General features: G+C 72.6%; 21 protein-coding genes and 1 pseudogene. 18 read left to right on the top strand and 4 right to left on the bottom strand.

Annotated features, from left to right (window positions below):
• Positions 1-16 precede the first annotated feature (16 nt).
• Positions 17-487 (top strand): hypothetical protein, encoded by a 471-nt coding sequence (locus OG624_RS31530; RefSeq protein ID WP_371640088.1) that lies wholly within the window; start codon positions 17-19, stop codon positions 485-487.
• On the opposite strand, the gene OG624_RS31535 is transcribed toward OG624_RS31530, so the two are convergent.
• Positions 482-1426, bottom strand: a complete 945-nt coding sequence (locus tag OG624_RS31535; protein WP_371640089.1) for an IS5 family transposase — start codon at positions 1424-1426, stop codon at positions 482-484. The genes OG624_RS31530 and OG624_RS31535 overlap by 6 nt on opposite strands.
• A gap of 127 nt (positions 1427-1553) precedes the next feature.
• Here OG624_RS31535 and OG624_RS31540 point away from each other — a divergent pair, with 127 nt between their 5' ends.
• The gene (locus OG624_RS31540) at positions 1554-2063 is read left to right on the top strand and encodes an SUKH-4 family immunity protein (RefSeq protein ID WP_078909156.1); all 510 of its coding nucleotides are present in this window, start codon (positions 1554-1556) and stop codon (positions 2061-2063) included.
• A 65-nt stretch (positions 2064-2128) separates the two neighbouring features.
• Here OG624_RS31540 and OG624_RS31545 read toward each other — a convergent pair.
• Positions 2129-2824: pseudogene (locus OG624_RS31545) on the bottom strand (MMPL family transporter); the annotation flags it as partial.
• Positions 2825-3098: 274 nt separating this feature from the next.
• Between OG624_RS31545 and OG624_RS31550 the strand changes: the two are divergent.
• The 16 genes from OG624_RS31550 to OG624_RS31625 all read left to right on the top strand — a co-directional run bounded on the left by OG624_RS31550 (position 3099) and on the right by OG624_RS31625 (position 18739).
• Positions 3099-4844: a hydrogenase maturation protein gene (locus tag OG624_RS31550; protein WP_371640090.1), complete on the top strand. Its 1746-nt coding sequence runs from the start codon at positions 3099-3101 to the stop codon at positions 4842-4844.
• A 71-nt stretch (positions 4845-4915) separates the two neighbouring features.
• On the top strand, positions 4916-5971 hold the full coding sequence (locus tag OG624_RS31555; protein WP_033218051.1) for a hydrogenase expression protein HypE: 1056 nt from the start codon (positions 4916-4918) through the stop codon (positions 5969-5971).
• Positions 5972-6044: 73 nt separating this feature from the next.
• Entirely contained in the window at positions 6045-7829 is a 1785-nt protein-coding gene (locus tag OG624_RS31560) for a nickel-dependent hydrogenase large subunit (protein ID WP_371640091.1), read from the top strand.
• On the top strand, positions 7826-8359 hold the full coding sequence (locus tag OG624_RS31565) for a hypothetical protein (protein ID WP_033218055.1): 534 nt from the start codon (positions 7826-7828) through the stop codon (positions 8357-8359). Before OG624_RS31560 ends, OG624_RS31565 begins: the two co-directional genes overlap by 4 nt.
• Positions 8356-9024 (top strand): DUF5947 family protein, encoded by a 669-nt coding sequence (locus tag OG624_RS31570; protein WP_371640092.1) that lies wholly within the window; start codon positions 8356-8358, stop codon positions 9022-9024. Before OG624_RS31565 ends, OG624_RS31570 begins: the two co-directional genes overlap by 4 nt.
• Positions 9021-9725, top strand: a complete 705-nt coding sequence (locus tag OG624_RS31575; RefSeq protein ID WP_033218057.1) for a DUF6084 family protein — start codon at positions 9021-9023, stop codon at positions 9723-9725. Before OG624_RS31570 ends, OG624_RS31575 begins: the two co-directional genes overlap by 4 nt.
• A complete protein-coding gene (locus tag OG624_RS31580; RefSeq protein WP_033218059.1) occupies positions 9722-11158 on the top strand; it encodes a hypothetical protein in 1437 nt (478 codons plus the stop codon). The genes OG624_RS31575 and OG624_RS31580 overlap by 4 nt, the downstream gene beginning before the upstream one ends.
• Positions 11155-11709 (top strand): hydrogenase maturation protease, encoded by a 555-nt coding sequence (locus tag OG624_RS31585; RefSeq protein ID WP_078909157.1) that lies wholly within the window; start codon positions 11155-11157, stop codon positions 11707-11709. The genes OG624_RS31580 and OG624_RS31585 overlap by 4 nt, the downstream gene beginning before the upstream one ends.
• A gap of 10 nt (positions 11710-11719) precedes the next feature.
• Positions 11720-11824 carry a DUF6893 family small protein gene (locus OG624_RS31590; RefSeq protein WP_371588720.1) on the top strand — a complete coding sequence of 35 codons (105 nt, stop codon included), beginning with the start codon at positions 11720-11722 and terminating at the stop codon, positions 11822-11824.
• Positions 11825-11950: 126 nt separating this feature from the next.
• Positions 11951-12346, top strand: coding sequence for a hydrogenase maturation nickel metallochaperone HypA/HybF (locus OG624_RS31595; protein WP_033218061.1), 396 nt, complete (start codon positions 11951-11953; stop codon positions 12344-12346).
• Between the two features lie 3 nt (positions 12347-12349).
• On the top strand, positions 12350-13168 hold the full coding sequence (gene hypB / locus OG624_RS31600) for a hydrogenase nickel incorporation protein HypB (RefSeq protein WP_371640093.1): 819 nt from the start codon (positions 12350-12352) through the stop codon (positions 13166-13168).
• Entirely contained in the window at positions 13168-15492 is a 2325-nt protein-coding gene (hypF, locus tag OG624_RS31605) for a carbamoyltransferase HypF (protein ID WP_033218065.1), read from the top strand. The genes hypB and hypF overlap by 1 nt, the downstream gene beginning before the upstream one ends.
• 60 nt (positions 15493-15552) lie before the next feature.
• Positions 15553-15924 (top strand): HypC/HybG/HupF family hydrogenase formation chaperone, encoded by a 372-nt coding sequence (locus tag OG624_RS31610; protein WP_051763062.1) that lies wholly within the window; start codon positions 15553-15555, stop codon positions 15922-15924.
• Positions 15921-17099 (top strand): hydrogenase formation protein HypD, encoded by a 1179-nt coding sequence (gene hypD / locus OG624_RS31615; protein WP_033218067.1) that lies wholly within the window; start codon positions 15921-15923, stop codon positions 17097-17099. The genes OG624_RS31610 and hypD overlap by 4 nt, the downstream gene beginning before the upstream one ends.
• Entirely contained in the window at positions 17092-18153 is a 1062-nt protein-coding gene (hypE, locus tag OG624_RS31620; protein ID WP_161292110.1) for a hydrogenase expression/formation protein HypE, read from the top strand. Before hypD ends, hypE begins: the two co-directional genes overlap by 8 nt.
• Before the next feature lie 334 nt (positions 18154-18487).
• The gene (locus tag OG624_RS31625; RefSeq protein ID WP_161292112.1) at positions 18488-18739 is read left to right on the top strand and encodes a DUF3325 family protein; all 252 of its coding nucleotides are present in this window, start codon (positions 18488-18490) and stop codon (positions 18737-18739) included.
• Positions 18740-18756: 17 nt separating this feature from the next.
• Here OG624_RS31625 and OG624_RS31630 read toward each other — a convergent pair whose 3' ends face one another.
• Together OG624_RS31630 and OG624_RS31635 are read right to left on the bottom strand one after the other, a co-directional pair.
• Positions 18757-20013 carry a cation:proton antiporter gene (locus OG624_RS31630; protein WP_266353804.1) on the bottom strand — a complete coding sequence of 419 codons (1257 nt, stop codon included), beginning with the start codon at positions 20011-20013 and terminating at the stop codon, positions 18757-18759.
• 6 nt (positions 20014-20019) lie between these two features.
• Positions 20020-20490, bottom strand: coding sequence for a TrkA C-terminal domain-containing protein (locus OG624_RS31635; protein WP_030388404.1), 471 nt, complete (start codon positions 20488-20490; stop codon positions 20020-20022).
• Positions 20491-20523 lie beyond the last annotated feature (33 nt).

Below are 20523 nucleotides of genomic sequence, written 5' to 3' on the forward strand. Positions count from 1 at the left end.
CCCATAACCTGCGCCCATGACCACTGAGAAGTACCTGTCGACGATTGAGGCGTTGGCCGTGCAGCCGTTCCCGGAGTCGGCGTATGTCGACGCCTCCGGGGAAGGCGGGCCAGAGCATCATGTGCGCATGCTGCAGGTCAGTCGGGACTTCTGGGATGACGACGACGGGCAGGCCTGGGTTGAGGCCGAAGCCGAACTGCAGGCCTGCCTCGACGACCTGGCAGCACGCCTGACTGCTTGGTGGGGTGATGCGTTCGTCGTGGACCTCGGACCGTATCTCAGTGCCGGCTACGAGGGAGAGTCGGTGCCCGAGCCGCTCGACTACCTCAGCCAACAGGCCGTGAGCATGCAGGTGTGGCCGCTTCCCGACCGCGGTCGTTGGCTCGCGCTGTCGATCGGGCAGGGCGACAAGGAGCTGCCACTCGTTCTGTTTGCCGCGGTCGGCCGGGCTTCCGCACTCGGCTTGAACATGAGTGGCCGGTCATGAGCGGAGCCATACGATGACAGCTGCAGCTGAGACAGGGCCGAGGAATACGTAGCCCCGCTTGTCATACCGCGTAGCCACCGCGCGGAAGTTCTTGAGCCTGTTGACGGTTCGTTCGACGGTGTTGCGCTTCTTGTACCGCTCCTCGTGGAATCCCGGTGGCCGTCCGCCTCGTGATCCCTTGCGCAGGCGGGCGGCCTGGCTGTCGGCCTTCTCCGGGATGGTGTGGACGATGGCGCGCCGCCGCAGGTATTGACGGCAGGGACTGTTGCTGTAGGCCTTGTCTGCTGCGACGCTGTCCGGTTTCTTGCGGGGCCGGCCCGCCCTGGGCCCGGGGACCCGGATCTTCTCCAGCACCGCGGCGAACTGGGTGCAGTCGGCCCATTGCCCCGGCGTGACGCTCAGGGACAGCGGGCGGCAGCGGCCGTCGGCGCTCAGGTGGATCTTGCTTGTGAAACCGCCGCGCGAACGCCCCGGACCCTCGCCTCCTGCACCACCTCCGCCAGCCGGCCGACGAGACGCTGCCAGGGAGTTTCGTCCTGGTGTTCCAGCGACTCGCCCCCCCCTTGGGGCGGCAAGGGCCGGGGGCGGCTCGGTGCGGGCGCCGGCCGCGTGCTGGTGCGCGCGCACGACGGTGGAATCCAGCGAGACGTCCCAGTCGATCTCGCCCACCGCGTCGGCTGCTGCCTGGAGCTGCTGCAGCAGTCGTTCCCAGGTGCCGTCCGCAGACCAGAGTCGATGGCGCTCGTAGACCGTCTTCCACGGCCCGAATCGTTCGGGTAGATCACGCCAGTGCACCCCGGTCCGCACCCGGTGCAAGATCCCGTCGATCACCTGCCGGTGGTCGCGCCACCGCCCGCACCGACCATTGCTGACGGGCAGGAATGGCCGCAACCGTTCCCACTCTGCATCCGACAGATCACCGCGTTCACCCCGCCCCATACACAGGACAACGATCCGACGAGGCGGCAGTCACATGATCGGCCGGACAGCTCCTGGTGCCTGTCCGGTAGGCCGTCCACGAGGTCTGAGGGAGGATCGGCGGGACGGATCGAGCAGGGGGTGCCGGTTGCCGAGTGCGCAATGGCTGTCGTACGACGCGAGTGCTCTCGCGCGCCTGGGTGTGGGCCGCGAGGCGGTGTCTGGGCTGGGCGAACAAGGGTTGCCGGCCGACTGCAATCGCATGTTCGTGCGGGACTCGGGTAGGGAGCTGGAGGTCCGAGACCTTCCGCCGGGTCGGGCTGCGTTCCTCGGCGCGTTCGAGGACGGCGTCAACACGTACTGGCTGCTGATCGACAGCGGTGAAGTCTGGATGGTCCGCGGCTATGACGGCGATGAGGACCAGCAGTACGGGCTGGTCAACTCTTCGGTGGCCGGTCTGCAGAACGTCCTGGAGGTGTGGGAGGCGTTCGTCTGCTCGGGAAAGAGCGATGCGGACGACGACTACGAGGACTACGTCGAAGCCGTGAATGAGCGGGCCCGGCGCAGTGATCCGGGGGTGTTCGAGGATGAAGAATCCTGGTGGTCACGCGTTTTCGAGGAAGTCGAGCTCGGCGTCCTGGTCCCGGAAGAGGTATAGCCGAGGACGCGGTGGTCACGGGCGGAGCCGCAGTCGGATCGCCGCGACCGTGACCGTCCCGTGGAAGACGTCCCGACCCCGGGGTCGGGCAGGACCTGGGAGGCGAGCACGGCCAGGCCCAGGGAGGCGGCGATCGAGGAGAGCGCCAGCAGCAACGGCACCCCGGCCATGACCGCGGAACCGAAGACGACCAGCAGGATGACGAGGGTGACCGGCAGGGTGAGGCGCTCGGAGAGCGCGAGGTCGTCGGCGCGCTGGTCGTTGACGCCCTTGCTGATGGCGGGCGAGCCGGTCTCCTCCACGACCAGGTCCGGATGGTCGGCGGCCACCTTCGCCGTCTGTGCGAGGAGCGGGACGACGTTCTTCCTGCCCTCCAGCTCGACGCCCTTGAGGACCACGGTCACGCGCAGGGCGTGGCCGTCCCGCGAACGGACCGGGGCGGCCACCTCGGCGACCTCGGGCAGCGCGGCCATCCGGTCGGTCAGCTCGCGGGCCGCGGCGGCCGCCGATCCGGTGTCGGGTCCACCGGATCTCGCGCGGATCAGGACGTGCTCGGTGGGCCGGCGCTGAAGACCGCCCTCGGCCGCCATCGACTCGGCGTGCCCGGCCTCCCCGACCCGGAAGTCCTCGGCGGTCGCCGCGTTGCTGCCGGTCGCCATACCGGCGCCGAGGCACAGGACGACGAACACGAACCATCCGACGATCGCGCTCCACGGGTGTCGGGCGCTCCAACGGGCCATACGTACGGGGCGATTTCTCATGCCTCGGATGCTCGTCCGCAGGGCCGTTCCCCCGACAGCCCCGACCGGTGGACACGAGGCCCACGAGGGCATCCGGAAGAAGCGGCCCGGCGGGCGTCCCCAGGGCCGAGCGGACGCCCGAAGAGGCGCTTTCGAGTGACGCTCCCGCGCTGCCTCGGCCGCGGGCGCCCGGATCTCCCCGACCATCTCAGGCGGCCGGTCATCTTCCGGCCACGGGCCGCCGACCAGGCCGGGCACCGCCGCGCGCGGCTCCGGGCCGCCGCTGGGAGATCCCTTGTACGTCCTGCTCCTCGCGAGCGCGTTCAACAGCCTCACGCAGCGCGTCCACGCCGAGCTGCGCGACCACGGCCACCGCGTCGCGGTCGAACTCGCCCTGCCCGGATCCTCCCTGGCCGACGCCGTACGCGGCCACCGCCCCGACCTCGTGCTCGCCCCGATGCTGCGCACCGCCATCCCCGAGGAGGTCTGGGCGGCCCACACCTGCCTGGTCGTCCACCCGGGACCGGTCGGCGACCGCGGTCCCTCCTCCCTCGACCGGGCCGTCCAGGACGGCGAGTCCCGGTGGGGCGTGACGGTTCTGCAGGCCAACGCCGAGATGGACGCCGGCGACGTGTGGGCGAGCGTCGCGTGCCCGGTGCCGCCGGTCGGCAAGAGCGACCTCTACCGCGGTGAGATCGCCGACGCCGCGCTGGAGGCCGTCCTGCTCGCGGTGGAACGGTTCGCCTCCGGTACGTACACCCCGCTGCCCCAGGCGAGCGGCCACGCCCGCCCGCTGCTGCGCCAGGAGGACCGCCGGATCGACTGGGGCAGCGACACCACCGAGGACGTCCTGCGCGCGCTGCGCGCCGCCGACTCGCAGCCCGGCGTACGCGACGACGATCTGCTCGGCGGCGCGTGGTACCTGCACGGCGGGCACCGCGAGGAGCACCTGCGCGGCCGCCCCGGCGAGCTGCTGGCGACCCGGGCCGGGGCGCTCTGCCGGGCCACCGCCGACGGGGCGGTCTGGATCCCGGAGCTGCGCGCCCGCCGCCTGCCCGGAGGGTCGGCCACCCTCAAGCTGCCCGCCACGCTCGCGCTCGCGGACCGGCTGCCCCCGCTTCCCGAGGTCCCCGCCCCGGCGGAGGCCGGCCCCCACCACCGCACCTGGTCCGACATCGGCTACCACGAGGAAGGGGAGGTCGGCTTCCTGTCGTTCTCCTTCCCCGGCGGCGCGATGAGCACCGCGCACTGCCGCCGCCTGCTGGACGCCTACCGGACCGCCCGCACCCGCCCCACCACCGTTCTCGTCCTCGGCGGCGGCCGCGACTTCTTCTCCAACGGCATCCACCTCGGCGTCATCGAGGCCGCGCCCGACCCGGCCGAGGAGTCCTGGGCCAACATCAACGCCATGAACGACCTGGTCGAGGCGGTGCTGACCACCACCGACCGGCTCGTCGTCAGCGCGCTCGGCGGCAACGCCGCCGCCGGCGGGGCCATGCTCGCCCTCGCCGCCGACGAGGTCTGGTGCCGCGCGGGCGTCGTCCTGAACCCGCACTACCGCCTCATGGGCCTGCACGGATCCGAGTACTGGACGTACACCCTGCCGCGCCGCGTCGGTCCCGCACTCGCGGACCGCCTCACCACCGAGGCCCTCCCGCTGAGCGCCGCCACCGCCCAGGGGCTCGGACTGGTCGACCGTACGGTTCCCTGCCCGCCCGGAGACTTCCCCCGCGAGACGGAGCGCCTCGCGGCCCGCCTCGCCGCCCTCCCCGCCACCGCCGCCCGGATCGCCGGGAAGAAGGCCGCGCGCGAACGCGACGAGGCGCAGCGGCCGCTGGCCGACCACCGCCGGGCCGAGCTGGCCCTGATGCACGCGACCTTCTTCGACCCCGACGCCCCCTACCACGCCCTGCGCCGCGCCTTCGTCCGCAAGGAACGCCCGACCGCCACCCCGCTCCACCTGAGCGGGTCGGCCGTCAGGCCGCGCGGTGTCACTGGACTGGCCGCACCTGACGCGGCGCCCGGGCCGGACTGCTGTTAGCAAGAAAGGTGTGGGTGAGGCAGGCCGCCTCCCCCCACCCCTTCCCGATCACCTCCCCGAGGAGCCGTCCCATGGCCACTGCGACTAAGGACCCGGTAGAGGACCCGCTGATCCACATCCTCTGGATCAACGCGGGTCTGAGCTGCGACGGCGACTCCGTGTCCCTGACGGCGGCGATGCAGCCGAGCATCGAGGAGATCGTGACCGGCGTCCTGCCCGGTCTGCCGAAGATCGCGGTGCACTGGCCGCTGATCGACTTCGAATGCGGCCCGGTCGGCGGCGCCGACACGTTCATCGAGTGGTTCTTCAAGGGCGAGCGGGGCGAGATCGATCCCTTCGTCCTGGTCGTCGAGGGGTCGATCCCGAACGAGAAGATCAAGCCCGAGGGCTACTGGTGCGGCTTCGGCGACGACCCGGAGACCGGTCAGCCCATCACCACCAGCGAGTGGATCGACCGCCTCGCCCCCAAGGCCCTCGCCGTCGTGGCCATCGGTACCTGCGCCACCTACGGCGGTATCCACGCGATGGAGGGCAACCCGACCGGTGCCATGGGCGTGCCCGACTACCTGGGCTGGGACTGGACCTCGAAGGCCGGCATCCCGATCGTGTGCGTCCCGGGTTGCCCGATCCAGCCGGACAACTTCTCGGAGACCCTGACCTACCTGCTCTACCAGGCGGCCGGCTCCGCCCCGATGATCCCCCTCGACGACAAGCTGCGCCCGACCTGGCTCTTCGGGGCCACCGTCCACGAGGGCTGCGACCGCGGCGGCTACTACGAGCAGGGCGAGTTCGCCGAGACCTACGACTCCCCGCTCTGCCTGGTCAAGCTCGGCTGCTGGGGCCCCGTCGTCAAGTGCAACGTTCCCAAGCGCGGCTGGATGAACGGCATCGGCGGCTGTCCCAACGTCGGCGGCATCTGCATCGCCTGCACGATGCCCGGCTTCCCCGACAAGTTCATGCCGTTCATGGACGAACCTCCCGGTGCCAAGGTCTCCACCCGCGCGAGCGGCGCGTACGGCGCGCTGATCCGCAGGCTCCGCTCGGTCACCGCCCACACCGTGGACGAGGAACCGAAGTGGAGGCAGACCGGCCGCGCCCTGACCACGGGCTACCGCCCGCCCTGGTGACGGGCCGCAATCCCACGGAAGCACCCCCCCCAACTCCCGCTCTCCGCACCGAAGAAGGGTCACGGCAGAAACGATGACACCGAAGACGAAGGCGGCCGCAGACGGCAGCGGCCTGGTGGAGATGGCCTGGGATCCGATCACCCGGATCGTGGGCAGTCTCGGAATCCACACGAAGATCGACTTCAAGCAGAAGCGGGTCGCGGAGTGCTACAGCACCTCGTCGGTCTTCCGCGGCTACAGCGTCTTCATGCGCGGCAAGGACCCCCGCGACGCGCACTTCATCACCAGCCGCATCTGCGGCATCTGCGGTGACAACCACGCCACCTGCTCGGTGTACGCGCAGAACATGGCCTACGGGGTGAAGCCGCCCCACCTCGCCGAGTGGATCATCAACCTGGGCGAGTCCGCGGAGTACATGTTCGACCACAACATCTTCCAGGAGAACCTGGTCGGGGTCGACTACTGCGAGAAGATGGTCCGCGAGACCAACCCGGGCGTCCTGGAGCTCGCCGAGCGCACCCCCGCCCCGCACGCCGGCGAGCACGGCTACAAGACCATCGCCGACATCATGCGCTCCCTCAACCCCATCGAGGGCGAGTTCTACCGCGAGGCGCTCCAGGTCTCCCGCTACACGCGCGAGATGTTCTGCCTGATGGAGGGCCGCCACGTGCACCCCTCCACCCTCTACCCGGGCGGCGTCGGCACCATCGCCTCCGTCCAGCTCTTCACGGACTACATGAGCCGCCTCATGCGGTACTGCGAGTTCATGAAGAAGGTCGTCCCGCTCCACGACGACCTGTTCGACTTCTTCTACGAGGCCCTGCCCGGCTACGAGGAGGTCGGCCGCCGGCGCGTCCTCCTCGGCTGCTGGGGCGCCCTCAACGACCCCGAGTACTGCGACTTCACGTACGCCAACATGACCGACTGGGGACGGAAGATGTTCGTCACCCCGGGCGTGGTGGTGGACGGCAAGCTGGTCACCAACGACCTCACCGAGATCAACCTCGGCATCCGCATCCTCCTCGGCAGCTCGTACTACGACGACTGGCAGGGCCAGGAGCAGTTCGTCACCCACGACCCGCTCGGCAACCCCGTCGACCCGCGCCACCCGTGGAACCAGCACACCATCCCGGCCCCGCAGAAGCGCAACTTCGACGACAAGTACAGCTGGGTCATGTCCCCCCGCTGGTTCGACGGCAAGGACCACCTGGCCCTGGACACCGGCGGCGGCCCCATCGCCCGCCTGTGGTCCACCGCCCTGTCGGGCCTGGTCCACACCGACTACGTGCAGGCCACCGGCAACAGCGTCGTGATCACCCTGCCGCGCACGATGACCAAGCCCGAGACCCGCTTCGAGTGGAAGATCCCGAAGTGGAGCAACGCGCTGGAACGCAACCGCGCGCGCACCTACTTCCAGGCCTACGCGGCCGCCATCGCCCTGCACTGCGCCGAGAAGGGCCTCGCCGAGGTCCGCGCCGGGCGCACCCAGACCTGGGAGAAGTTCGAGGTCCCGGACGAGGGACTCGGCGTCGGCTTCACCGAGGCCGTACGCGGCGTGCTCTCCCACCACATGGTGATCCGCGACGGGAAGATCGCCAACTACCACCCGTACCCGCCGACCCCGTGGAACGCCAGCACCCGCGACACCTTCGGCACCCCCGGGCCGTACGAGGACGCCGTGCAGAACACCCCGATCTTCGAGGAGAACACCCCGGAGAACTTCAAGGGCATCGACATCATGCGCGCGGTCCGCAGCTTCGACCCCTGTCTGCCCTGCGGAGTCCACATGTACGTCGGCGGCGGCAAGACGGTCAAGACGATGCACGTGCCCACCGGTCTGAGCGGACTGGGCGGATGAGGGCCGCGATCGACGGCCCCCAGGCCGGGCGCCGGGTCGAGGAGGTCCTCGACCGGCTCGCCGCCACCGGCGACCGGGCCGCCTGCGCGGCGGCCGAGGAACTGGTGCGCGTCCTCATGGACTTCTACGGTGCCGGGCTCGCCCGGATCGTCGAGAAGGTCGGGGACGGCCCGCTGGAACCGGTCTACGGCGACGAACTCGTGGCGAGCCTGCTCTCCCTGCACGGCCTGCACCCCGAGGACGTCCACACCCGCATCGACCGCGCCCTCGCCGCCCACGGCGAACCGCTGGAACTGCTGGGCTTCGACGCGGACACCGGCATCCTGCGACTGCGCCCCGCCGCCGCCTCCACCGGCTGCGGCTGCGGTTCGGGCGCCGGCGGCGGACGCGACGCCGGGCGGACCCTGGAGGACACCCTGGCCTGCTTCGCCCCCGAGGTGACCGGCGTGGAGCAGGAGCCCGCCGCGGCCCCCGCCCCCGCCCTCCTGCAGATCGGCACCCGGCCCCCGAGCCCGGCGCGGGTGCCGTGAGCGGCCCCGGGCTCCTGCACGACGGCCCGCGCGCCCCGCGCGGGCTGCGCCGGTTCGCGGGCCCGCGCCCGCCCCGGCCCGAGACCTGCGAACTGTGCGGGGTCGCCGTGCCCCCGGACCACCGCCACCTGGTGCAGACCGAACAGCGCGCGCTGATCTGCGCCTGCACCGCCTGCGCCCTGCTGTTCGACCGGCCGGGCGCGGGCACCGGCCGGCTGCGGGCCGTACCGGACCGCTACCTCACCGACCCCGACCACCGGCTCGACGACGGCGCGTGGGAACTCCTCCAGATCCCGGTCGGCGTCGCGTTCTTCCTCCGCAACGCCGCCCTCGACCGGCTGGTCGCCCTCTACCCGAGCCCGGCCGGCGCCACCGAGAGCGAACTCGACCCCGAGACCTGGCAGTCCGCACTCGGCAGCGGCCGACTGTCCACGCTCCTCGAACCCGACGTCGAGGCGCTGCTGCTACGGCGGTCGGAAGGCCGCACCGACTGCTACCTGGTGCCGATCGACATCTGCTACGAGCTGGTGGGGCGGATGCGGCTGCTGTGGCAGGGCTTCGACGGCGGGGCGGAGGCCCGGGCCGCGCTGAAGACCTTCTTCGAACAGGTGGAACGACGGGCCAAGCCCCTGCCCCCGGCGGTGGACGAGGACGGGATCCGATGACGGAATTCGCCTTCACCTGCACCGGGGTACGCGCCGACCCGTACGCCGCCGGCCCCACCCTCGTCTTCCGGCTGCGGATCACCGCGGCCGGCGGCGCCCCGGTGCACGCCATCGCCCTGCGCTGCCAGATCCGCATCGAACCCGCCCGGCGCGGCTACGGCCCCGCCGAGGCGGAAGGGCTCGCGGACCTCTTCGGCGAGCGCTCCCGCTGGGGCAACACCCTCCAGCCCGTGCAGTTCGCCCAGGTCTCCGTCATGGTCCCGAGCTTCACCGACGAGACCGAGACCGACCTGGTCGTGCCCTGCACCTACGACATGGACATCGCCGCCACCCGGTACTTCGAAGCCCTGACGGAGGGCGAGGTACCGCTGCTGATGCTGTTCTCCGGCACCGCCTTCACCGGCGACGCCGGCTTCCGCGTCGAACCGGTGCCCTGGGACCGCGAAGCCGCGTACCGGATGCCCGTGGCCGTGTGGCGCGAGATGGTCGAACAGCATTTCCCCGGCTGCGGCTGGCTCCGGCTGCCCCGCGACACCATGGACGAGCTGCTCGCCTTCCGCTCCCGCCATGCCCTCGCCTCCTGGGAGGCGACCGTACGGGCCCTGCTGGACGCCGCCGACCCGCCCCGGCCGCAGGACCCCTCGGGTCCCGTCCGGCTGGGCGCGATCCTGCCGCGCCTCACCGAGAGGGCGGCCCCGTGACCACGACCACCACCCCCCACGCCGACTCCCCCTCCCGCTTCGCGGTCGCCCGGCAGGTGGCCGACGCGGTCCTGCTGGAGGGGTACGTGCTCTACCCCTACCGGGCCTCGGCCGCGAAGAACCGGCTGCGCTGGCAGTTCGGTGTCCTCGTGCCCCCGGCCTGGGGCCGCGCGCACGAGGAGCACGTCTTCCAGCAGACCGAGATCCTGATGGAACCGCGGGGCGCGGCGACCCTCGCCCTGGAACTGCGCTTCCTGCACGCGCAGCGGCGTACGGTCGAACAGGCCACGGACGACGCCGGTTTCACCGAGGTCGCCGAGCTGCACCTGACCGACCGGGTCCTCGTGCCCTGGGACGAGGGCACCGAGGAACGGGTCGAGGTGAGCGTCCCCGTCGCCGAACTGCTGGGCGACGACGGCGTCGCCTTCCCCTTCCACCGCCCCGCCCGCGTCGACACCGAGCCCGTCCAGGACGCCGACGGGCACACCGTGGGCCGCCTGGTGCGCCGTACCGAGGAGATCGAGGGCGTGCTGCGGCTGCGCGCCACCGAACTCCCCGGCGCCTACCGGGTGCTGAGGCTCCGGGCGGTGGTGGAGAACACCAGCCCGTGGACCCCGCCCCCCGGAGCAGGGCCCGTCGACCGCGAGGCCGCCCTGCCGCACTCGCTGGTCGCCGCCCACCTGCTGCTGGGCCTGGACGCCGGATCCTTCCTCTCGATGACCGACCCGCCCGAATGGGCCAGGCAGGCCGTGGCCGCCTGCGAGAACCGGCACACCTGGCCGGTGCTCGCGGGCGAGCCCGGCCGCGCCGACGTGGTCCTGTCCTCCCCGATCATCCTGGAGGACCATCCCGCCATCGCCCCCGAGAGCGTCGGCGCCATGTACGACGCCACCGAGATCGACGAGATCCTCGCCCTGCGCACGGCCGCCCTGACCGAGCAGGAGAAGCGCGAGGCCCGCGGCACCGACGCCCGGGCGGCCGCCGTGATCGACCTCGCCGAATCGATGCCGCCCGAGGTGCTGGAGCGACTGCACGGCGCCGTACGCGCCCTGCGCGAGGTCACCGGCCCCGAGCAGCCGCCGCTCATCGCCGAACTCCCCTCCGAGGACGTGGTGTTCCGGCCCGACACCCCCTGGTGGGACCCGGCCCGGGCGGACACCGCGGACCCGGCCCGCGACCGGATCACGATCGACGGCGCCTCGGTGGGCCCCGGCAGCCGCGTCCGGCTGCGCCCCGGGCTACGGCGCACCGACGCCCAGGACCTGTTCGTCCAGGGCCGTACCGCGCTGGTCGAGGCCGTCCTGCACGACGTCGACGGGGGAGTGCACCTCGCCGTCACCGTGGAGGACGACCCGGGCGCGGACATCCGGCGGGAACAGGGCAGGTTCCTCTACTTCCAGCCCGACGAGGTCACCCCCCTGGAGGACGCGTGAGCGACCGGGTCCTGATCGCGGGCATCGGCAACGTCTTCCTCGGCGACGACGGCTTCGGCGTCGAGACCGTACGGGCGCTGGCCGAGCACCCGCTGCCCGACGGGGTCGAGGTGGTGGACTTCGGCGTGCGCGGCGTCCACCTCGCCTACCAGCTCCTCGACGGCTACGACACGCTCCTGCTGGTCGACGCCACCGCACGCGGCGGCGAGCCGGGCACGCTCTACCTCATCGAGGCGGACGGCGGCGCGAGCACCGGCCCGACCGGCGCCGAGGCACCGCCGCCGCCCGCCCTCGACGGCCACCAGATGTCCCCCGACGCCGTCCTCGCCCTGCTGGACACCCTGTGCGCCGGGACCGGCGCCACCCCGCCCCGGCGCACCCTCGTCCTCGGCTGCGAACCGGCCGCTGTCGAGGAGGGCATCGGACTGAGCGCACCCGTGGCCGCCGCCGTACCGGAGGCCGTACGCACGGCCTTGGACCTGGTCCACGGCCGGCTCCACGACGAAACCGACCGGCCGCGGACGGAACCGACCGGCCTCGCCGCGAACTGAGGAGAAATCCATGAAGAAGGCCTTCATCGGCGGGGCCGCGATCGCCGCCCTCACCGCCGTCCTGCTGCAGGTCCTCCCCGACATCCGCCGCTACCTGCGCATGCGCCGAATGTGACACCACCACGGGCGCGGCCGCCGGCGCGGGCGCCCGAATGGCGTACGGGGCGTGCCGCGCACCGGCGTGCCCGACCGCACGGACCCCGTCCCGCCGGTTCAATGAGCCCCGGCAGGACGGAGTCCGATGCACGAGATGTCGATCGCCATGGCCGTCGTGGGCCAGGTGGAAGAGGCGGCCCGGGCGGGCCGCGCACAGGCCGTCACCTCCGTACGGCTGCGGGTGGGTGAGCTGGCGGGCGTGGTCCCCGACGCGCTGGCCTTCTGTTTCGAACTGGCCTGCGCCGGAACGGTCCTCGAAGGCGCCGAACTCGTCACGGAGTCCGTGCAGGCCCGCGCCCGTTGCGGCTCCTGCCCCGACACCTGGGCGGTGGGCATGCCCCCCGAGCTGTGCTGTCCCGGATGTGGCAGGGCCACCGAGGTGGAACTGCTGTCGGGCCGTGAGCTGGAGATCCTCAGCGTGCGCTGGGAAGACGGCCCCGCCGGTGCCCGTACCCGCGAACCGATTCCCGAGGAGGCCTGAACCATGTGCCGAGTGGTCGATCTACGGCAGGCGGTACTCGCCAAGAACGACGTCGCCGCCCAGGTCCTGCGCACCGAACTCACCGCCCGTGGAACGACGGTGGTCAATCTGCTCTCCAGCCCCGGCAGCGGCAAGACGGCGCTGCTGGAGCGCGAACTGCTTCTCGCGCGGGAGCGGGGCGTGGCCGTGGCCGCGCTGACGGCCGACCTGGCCACCGAGAACGACGCGGTACGACTGGCCCGTTCGGGCGTACCGGTCAAGCAGGTCCTCACCGACGGGCTGTGCCACCTGGAGGCCGCGATGCTCGGCCGGCACCTGGACGGCTGGCTGCCCGAGGACACCCGGCTGCTCTTCGTGGAGAACGTGGGCAACCTGGTCTGTCCGGCCGGATACGACCTGGGGGAATCGTTGCGGGTGGTGCTCGCCTCGGTGACCGAGGGCGAGGACAAGCCGCTGAAGTACCCGACCGCCTTCGGGCTGGCCCAGCTGGTGGTGGTCACCAAGACCGACATCGCGCGGGCCGTCGAGTTCGACGAGGCCGCCTTCCGCGCCAACGTCGAGCAGGTCAATCCCGGTGTGGAGGTGGTGCTCACCTCGGCGCGCGCGGGCGACGGCCTGGGTGTCCTGCTCGACCGGGCCCTGGCGGCCGGATCGGGCGCGGGGACGCACACACCGGTGATGGCCCGTCAGCAGCACGGCCACGGCCACGGCCACGAGCATGACCATGACCATGAGCGTGACCACGACCACGGTCACGACGAGGGCGGCCACGATCACGAGCACGAGCACCCGCACGTCCACACGGTCGCGCAGACCCGCTGATGGAGGCGGTGCAGCGGCGCCGGATCACCGTCCGGGGTGTGGTCCAGGGCGTCGGCTTCCGGCCCTACGTCTACACCCGCGCGACCGGGCTGGGCCTGGCCGGGCACGTGACCAACACCCCCGAGGGCGTCGTCGCGGAGGTCGAGGGCGCCCCGGCGGCGGTGGTGCGGTTCTGCGAACGGCTCGCCGCGGACGCGCCCCCACTGGCCGTCGTCGACGCCGTCGACCACTGGGAGGTGCCCGTCGCGGGCGGCACCGGATTCACCATCATCGCCTCCCGGACCGGCGGCCCCGCCCGCACACTCGTCTCCCCGGACGTCGCCACCTGCGCCGACTGCCTCACCGAACTGGCCGACCCGGCCGACCGGCGCCATCGGCACCCCTTCATCACCTGCACCCACTGCGGGCCGCGCTTCACCATCGTCACCGGGCTGCCGTACGACCGCGCCCACACCACCATGGCCCCCTTCCCCATGTGCCCCGACTGCGCCCGCGAGTACGGGGACCCGACCGACCGCCGTTTCCACGCCCAGCCCGTCGCCTGCCCGGCCTGCGGCCCCCGCCTCAGGCTGCTCACCGGCCGTCCGCCCCGCGAGCGCGCCGTCGCCGACCCGGTGGCCGGGGCCCGGCGCCTCCTGGTGGCCGGGGCGATCCTCGCCGTCAAGGGCTTGGGCGGCTACCACCTGGCCTGCGACGCCACCGACGCGGGCGCGGTGGCCGAGCTGCGCCGGCGCAAGGCGCGCGGGGACAAACCCTTCGCCCTGATGGCCCGGGACCTCGCCGACGTCGAGCGGTTCGCGCACATCGGCCCCGAGGAACGGGCCCTGCTCACCGGCGGCGTACGGCCCGTCGTGCTGCTCCGCCGCCGCGCCGGTACCCACGGCCCGGAGGGCGTCGCCCCCGGCTGTCCCGACCTCGGCGTGATGCTCCCGTACACCCCCGTCCACCACCTGCTGCTCGGGCTGCCCGGGGATCCCCCCGGTCCCCGGCTGCTGGTCATGACCAGCGGGAACCTCTCCGGGGAGCCGATCGTCACCGACGACGAGGAGGCCCTGGAGCGGCTCGCCGACCTCGCCGACGGCTGGCTCACCCACGACCGCCCCATCCACGTGCCGTGCGACGACTCCGTGGTGCGGGTGTGCGACGGCGAGCCGCTGACCGTACGGCGCTCGCGCGGGTACGCCCCGCTGCCGCTGACCCTGCCGGTGCCCGTCCCCGCGAGCCTCGCCGCGGGCGGGGACCTGAAGAACACCTTCTGCCTCGGCGAAGGGCGCCAGGCCTGGCTGTCCGCCCACATCGGCGACATGGACGACCTCGCCACCCGGTACGCCCTCGAAGGCGCCGAGCGGCAGCTGGAGTCCATCACCGGTGTCGCTCCGGTGCTCCTCGCCGCCGACCGGCACCCCGGCTACCGCTCGACCCGGTGGGCGGAGCGCGCCGCGGGCGCCCGGCCGCTCGTCCGCGTCCAGCACCACCACGCCCATATCGCCTCCACCCTCGCGGAGCACGGTCTGGACGGGGGCCGCCCGGTCATCGGGGTCGCCTTCGACGGCACCGGCTACGGGGACGACGGAGCCGTCTGGGGCGGCGAGGTCCTCCTCGCCGACTACGCCGGGTTCACCCGGTTCGCCCACCTCGCCTACGTCCCGCTGCCTGGCGGCGACGCGGCCGTGCACCGCCCGTACCGGATGGCACTGTCCCACCTACGGGCCGCGGGCATCGACCGGAGCCCGGACCTGCCCTGCGTGGCCGCCTGCCCGCCGGGGGAGATCCAGCTGCTGGAGCGGCAGTTGGAACGCGGGCTGAACTGCGTCCCGACCTCCAGCATGGGCCGCCTCTTCGACGCCGTCTCCTCCCTGGCCGGCATCTGCCACCTGGCCGGCTACGAGGCGCAGGCCGCGATCGAGCTGGAGGGCGCCGCCCTGGGTGCGCCCGAAGCCGACCCCGGACCCGGCTACGCCTTCGGCCTCCGCGAGGCGCCCGACCCCGACGGCGGGCCGGTCACCGCCGATCCGGCGCCCGTGCTCGCCGCCGTGGTGGCCGACGTACGCACCGGCACGGACCCGGCACTGATCGCCGCCCGGTTCCACAACTCCGTCGCCGCCCTCGTCGCCACGCTCTGCGCACACGCGCGCGAGCGGCACGGCCTGGACACCGTCGCCCTGACCGGCGGGGTCTTCGCCAACACCCTGCTCTCGACGGAATGCGCCCGCCGACTGCGCGCGGCCGGCTTCACCGTCCTGCGGCACGGCCGGATCCCCCCGAACGACGGCGGGCTGTCCCTCGGCCAGCTCATGGTGGCCGCCGCACAGCACATGCCCTGAGACACGCCCTGACACGGCCCCTGATACAGCCCCTGACACACCCACAGCAAGGAGAAACCCATGTGCCTGGCGGTGCCCGGCAGAGTGCTCGACATCGGGGAGAAGGACGGCACCCGCATGGCCACCGTCGACTTCGGCGGTGTGCAGAAGGAGGTGTGCCTGGAGTACCTGCCCGACCTCCAGGTGGGCGAGTACGCCATCGTCCACGTGGGCTTCGCCCTCCAGCGCCTCGACGAGGAGTCGGCCAAGCAGACCCTCGAACTCTTCGCGCAGCTCGGCATGCTCCAGGAGGAGTTCGGAGACCCGTGGGAGCAGGCCGCCGCGGTCGGCGGCGACCCCTGGCCCTTCACCGACGACCCCGACCTCGAACCCGGGCCCGCGTCCGAGCCGGCGCCCGCCCTCGCCGCACCGCAGGAGGAAGGCCGACCGTGAAGTACATCGAGGAGTTCCAGGACCCCGACCTCGCCCGCCGGCTGCTCGACGACATCCATGCCACCGTGACCCGGCCCTGGGCCCTGATGGAGGTCTGCGGCGGCCAGACCCACACCATCATCCGACACGGCATCGATCAACTTCTGCCGGAACAGGTCGAGTTGATCCACGGCCCGGGTTGTCCGGTGTGCGTCACCCCGCTGGAGGTCATCGACAAGGCGCTGGAGATCGCCTCCCGCCCCGACGTGATCTTCTGTTCCTTCGGGGACATGCTCCGGGTGCCCGGGACCGGTCGCGACCTGTTCCAGGTGCGCAGCGAGGGCGGCGACGTACGCGTCGTCTACTCCCCGCTCGACGCCCTGCGGATCGCCCAGCAGAACCCGAAGCGCCAGGTGGTCTTCTTCGGCATCGGCTTCGAGACCACGGCGCCGCCCAACGCCATGACGGTCCACCAGGCGAAGAAGCTGGGCATCCCCAACTTCAGCCTGCTCGTCTCCCACGTGCGGGTGCCCCCGGCGATCGAGGCGATCATGCGGTCGCCGAGCTGTCGGGTCCAGGGCTTCCTCGCCGCCGGGCACGTGTGCAGCGTGATGGGCGTGCGCGAGTACCCCGAACTGGCCGCGCGCCACCGGGTCCCGATCGTGGTGACGGGCTTCGAACCGCTGGACATCCTGGAGGGCGTACGCCGGGCCGTCCGGCAGCTGGAGCGCGGTGAGCACACCGTCGACAACGCCTACGCGCGCGCCGTACGTCCCGAGGGCAACCCGGCCGCCCTCGCCATGCTGGAGGACGTCTTCGAGGTCACCGACCGGGCCTGGCGGGGCATCGGCGTCATCCCCGACAGCGGCTGGCGACTGTCGGAGCGCTACCGGGACTTCGACGCCGAACATCGCTTCTCCGTCACCGGGATCAACACCCTGGAGCCGGCCGAGTGCCGCAGCGGCGAGGTGCTCCAAGGGCTGCTGAAACCGCACGAGTGCGAGGCCTTCGGCACGCTGTGCACCCCGCGCAGCCCGCTCGGCGCCACCATGGTCTCCAGCGAGGGGGCCTGCGCCGCGTACTACCTCTACCGGCGGCTGGAGCTGGGCACGGTGCCTTCCGCCAAGGCCGCGAACCCCGCGGTGGCCGCCCCGACCGCAGCGAGCGCCCCGCTGGAGGCGAGCCCCGTTGTCTGACACCGCACTCGACATCACCGGCTGGACCTGTCCGGCCCCGCTGCGCGACCGCCCCCGTGTGGTGATGGGCCACGGCGGCGGCGGCGCGCTCTCCGCCGAGCTGGTCCAGCACCTGTTCGCCCCCGCCTTCGGCGGCGACGTCCTCGCCCAGCTCGGGGACTCCGCGGCCGTCTCCCTGGGCGGGGTCCGGCTGGCCTTCTCCACCGACTCGTACGTGGTGCGGCCGCTGTTCTTCCCCGGCGGCTGCATCGGCGACCTCGCGGTCAACGGCACCGTCAACGACCTCGCCATGAGCGGCGCCCGAGCGGCGTACCTGTCCTGCGGGTTCATCCTGGAGGAGGGCGTCGAGATGTCGGTGGTGGCGCGCGTGGCCGAGGCCATGGGCGCGGCCGCGCGGGCCGCGGGCGTGGAGGTGGCCACCGGCGACACCAAGGTCGTGGAGGCGGGGCGCGGGGACGGCATCTACCTCAACACGGCGGGCATCGGGATCATTCCCGACGGGGTGGACCTGCGCCCGCAGCGCGTCGTCCCCGGTGACGTCGTCATCGTCAGCGGCGAGATCGGCCTCCACGGCGTGGCGATCATGAGCGTTCGTGAGGGTCTGGAATTCGGCGTGGACATCCGCAGCGACTGCGCGGATCTGGGCGGCCTCGTGCGGAGCATGCTCGCGGTCACCCCCGACCTGCACGTCCTGCGCGACCCGACCCGGGGCGGGCTGGCGGCCTCCCTCAACGAGATCGCGGCCGCCTCGGGCACCGGCGTCGTGATCCAGGAAGGCCGTGTCCCGGTCCCGGCGGCCGTCGCGAACGCCTGCGCGATCCTCGGACTCGACCCGCTCTACGTGGCCAACGAGGGCAAGCTGGTCGCCTTCGTGCCCCGCGAGCACGCCGACGCCGTCCTCGATGCCATGCGCGCCCATCCGCTGGGCCGGCACGCGACGGTGATCGGCGAGGCCGTCGACGCGCACCCGGGCCTGGTCGTGGCCCGCACCGCCCTCGGCGGCACCCGCGTGGTCGACCTGCCGATCGGGGAGCAGTTGCCGCGCATCTGCTGACCGGTGCGCAAGATGGGTGCCGGCCCCGATGTGCGGGGCCGGCCGGGCGGGCGATGCTGTGGGTGTCCGCGAAGTCCCCTTCCGGCCGGCGCCGGGAGCCGGAAGGCGCCCGCGGACCCACAGCGCCCGGGGACTTACGAAGCCCACGGACCGCCGGGCCCACGGACCGCAGGGCCCGCGAAGCCACGGTGCCCGCGCCCGCCGCCGCTGCGCGGACCCGCCCCGGACGATGAACACCCCCTGCGTCTCGACGGCGTCGACGTGGAGCGGCTCGTGCCTTCGGCAGCGCATCCGCTCCCACGCCCTCGCCCGGCCCACGGAAAGGAGCGGGGCCATGCCGGCATCCCACGACACGAGGACCACCGGTCCGAAAGCCCCGGCCGGGCCCCGGCCCCGCCGGCGCGCGTACCGCCGGGCCGGCGCCTGGCTGGCCGTGGCCCTGGGGGTCTGGGCCGCGGTGGCCGGGGCCACCCTGCCCAACGGGCTCGTCCTGGCGGCCGGCCTGGTCGTGGCCGCCCTGGCGGTGAACCGGCTGGGCGCGGAGCCCCGTACGCACCGTCGGGCGAAGCCGATGGCCCCGCCCTGATCGGCGGGACGTAGCCGCTACGGTCGCCCGGCCGGATCCTGGTCGGGAGCCGGCTCCGGGGCGCTCTCCGGGGACTTGGCGGGGGAGGGCACGGCGGGGAGCAGCGGGGCGCGTACGGCACGCCGCTGCCTGAACCACGCGGCCAAGGGCTCGGTGTAGCGGGCGGTGAGCGGCCCGATCACCACGAGGATGAGCACGTAGGCGGTGGCCAGCGGCCCGAGAGCCGGTTCGATGCCGGCGGTGACGGCGAGACCGGCGATGACGATCGAGAACTCGCCGCGCGCGACGAGCGTGCCCCCGGCCCGCCAACGGCCCTTGACCCCGACCCCGGCGCGTTTCGCGGCCCAGTACCCGGTGGCGATCTTCGTGCACGCGGTGACCAGGGCCAGCGCGAGCGCCGGCAGCAGGACGGGCGGAATGCTCGCCGGGTCGGTGTGCAGGCCGAAGAAGACGAAGAACACGGCGGCGAACAGGTCCCGGAGCGGGCTGAGCAGCGTGTGCGTCCCCTCGGCCACCTCACCGGACAGGGCGATGCCGACCAGGAACGCGCCGACCGCTGCGGAGACCTGCAACTGCTGGGCGATGCCCGCCACCAGCAGGGTCAGGCCGAGGACCACGAGGAGCAGCTTCTCCGGGTCGTCGCTGGAGACGAAGCGGGAGATGACCCGGCCGTAGCGGACGGCGACGAACAGCACCGCGCCCGCCACCCCGAGGGCGATCGCCAGGGTCAGGCTGCCGGCCGCGAGGCCGACCCCGGCCAGCAGCGCGGTGACGATGGGCAGGTAGACGGCCATGGCCAGGTCTTCCAGGACCAGGACGCTGAGGACGACCGGGGTCTCGCGGTTGCCGAGCCGCCCGAGGTCACCCATCACCTTGGCGATGACGCCCGAGGAGGAGATCCAGGTGACCCCCGCCAGGACCACGGCGGCCACCGGCCCCCAGCCCATCAGCAGCGCGGCGATCGCGCCCGGTACGGCGTTGAGGGTGAAGTCGACCAGCCCGGCCGGGTACTGGGTCTTGAGGTTGGAGACCAGGTCGGTGGCCGTGTACTCCAGACCCAGCATCAGCAGCAGCAGGATGACGCCGATCTCGGCGCCGATGGCCACGAACTCCTCGCTCGCGCCCATGGGCAGCAGTCCACCCGTGCCGAAGGCGAGACCCGCCAGCAGGTACAGGGGTATCGGGGAGAAACGGAAGCGGCCGGCGAGCCTGCCCAGCAGACCCAGGCCCAGGATGATGGCACCGAACTCGATCAGGAAGACGGCGGAATGCACAGGCGATCACTCCCGTCCGAGTATGGAGGCGGCCGCGTCGACGCCCTCGCGGGTGCCGATCACGATGAGCGTGTCCCCGCCCGCGAGGCGGAAGTCGGGCGCGGGGGAGGGCCGGGCCTCGGCCCGCCGCAGCACCGCCACGATCGAGACGCCGGTCTCCGTCCGCATCCGGGTCTCGCCCAGCAGCCGGCCGTTCCAGTGCGAGTGCGCCGACAGCTCGATGCGCTCGGCGACCAGCCCGAGGTCGGTGGTGTGCAGCACGTTGGGGCTGTGGTGGGCGGGCATCAGCGCGTCGATCAGCGAGGCGGTCTCCGCCCCGGTCAGGTGCAGCGACTGGGCGCACGCGTCGGGATCGTCCGCGCGGTAGATGTTCACCGTACGGGTCCCGTCGCGGTGGGCGATCACCGACAGGTGGCGGTGCTCGCGGGTGGTGAGGTCGTACTGGACCCCGATGCCGGGCAGTGGCGTGGTGCTCATCCGTGGAGCAGGCACAGCTCTGTCCCCCCTTGC

The sequence above is a fragment of the Streptomyces virginiae genome (assembly GCF_041432505.1).
GTDB classification, from domain to species: Bacteria; Actinomycetota; Actinomycetes; order Streptomycetales; family Streptomycetaceae; genus Streptomyces; species Streptomyces virginiae_A.

Coding starts and splice junctions, on each gene's coding strand:
- OG624_RS31530 (WP_371640088.1), top strand. CDS start 17: ATGACCACTGAGAAGTACCTGTCGACGATTGAGGCGTTGGCCGTGCAG.
- OG624_RS31535 (WP_371640089.1), bottom strand. CDS start 1,426: ATGGGGCGGGGTGAACGCGGTGATCTGTCGGATGCAGAGTGGGAACGG.
- OG624_RS31555 (WP_033218051.1), top strand. CDS start 4,916: ATGGCCACTGCGACTAAGGACCCGGTAGAGGACCCGCTGATCCACATC.
- OG624_RS31560 (WP_371640091.1), top strand. CDS start 6,045: ATGACACCGAAGACGAAGGCGGCCGCAGACGGCAGCGGCCTGGTGGAG.
- OG624_RS31565 (WP_033218055.1), top strand. CDS start 7,826: ATGAGGGCCGCGATCGACGGCCCCCAGGCCGGGCGCCGGGTCGAGGAG.
- OG624_RS31575 (WP_033218057.1), top strand. CDS start 9,021: ATGACGGAATTCGCCTTCACCTGCACCGGGGTACGCGCCGACCCGTAC.
- OG624_RS31590 (WP_371588720.1), top strand. CDS start 11,720: ATGAAGAAGGCCTTCATCGGCGGGGCCGCGATCGCCGCCCTCACCGCC.
- OG624_RS31595 (WP_033218061.1), top strand. CDS start 11,951: ATGCACGAGATGTCGATCGCCATGGCCGTCGTGGGCCAGGTGGAAGAG.
- hypB (WP_371640093.1), top strand. CDS start 12,350: ATGTGCCGAGTGGTCGATCTACGGCAGGCGGTACTCGCCAAGAACGAC.
- hypF (WP_033218065.1), top strand. CDS start 13,168: ATGGAGGCGGTGCAGCGGCGCCGGATCACCGTCCGGGGTGTGGTCCAG.
- OG624_RS31610 (WP_051763062.1), top strand. CDS start 15,553: ATGTGCCTGGCGGTGCCCGGCAGAGTGCTCGACATCGGGGAGAAGGAC.
- OG624_RS31625 (WP_161292112.1), top strand. CDS start 18,488: ATGCCGGCATCCCACGACACGAGGACCACCGGTCCGAAAGCCCCGGCC.
- OG624_RS31635 (WP_030388404.1), bottom strand. CDS start 20,490: ATGAGCACCACGCCACTGCCCGGCATCGGGGTCCAGTACGACCTCACC.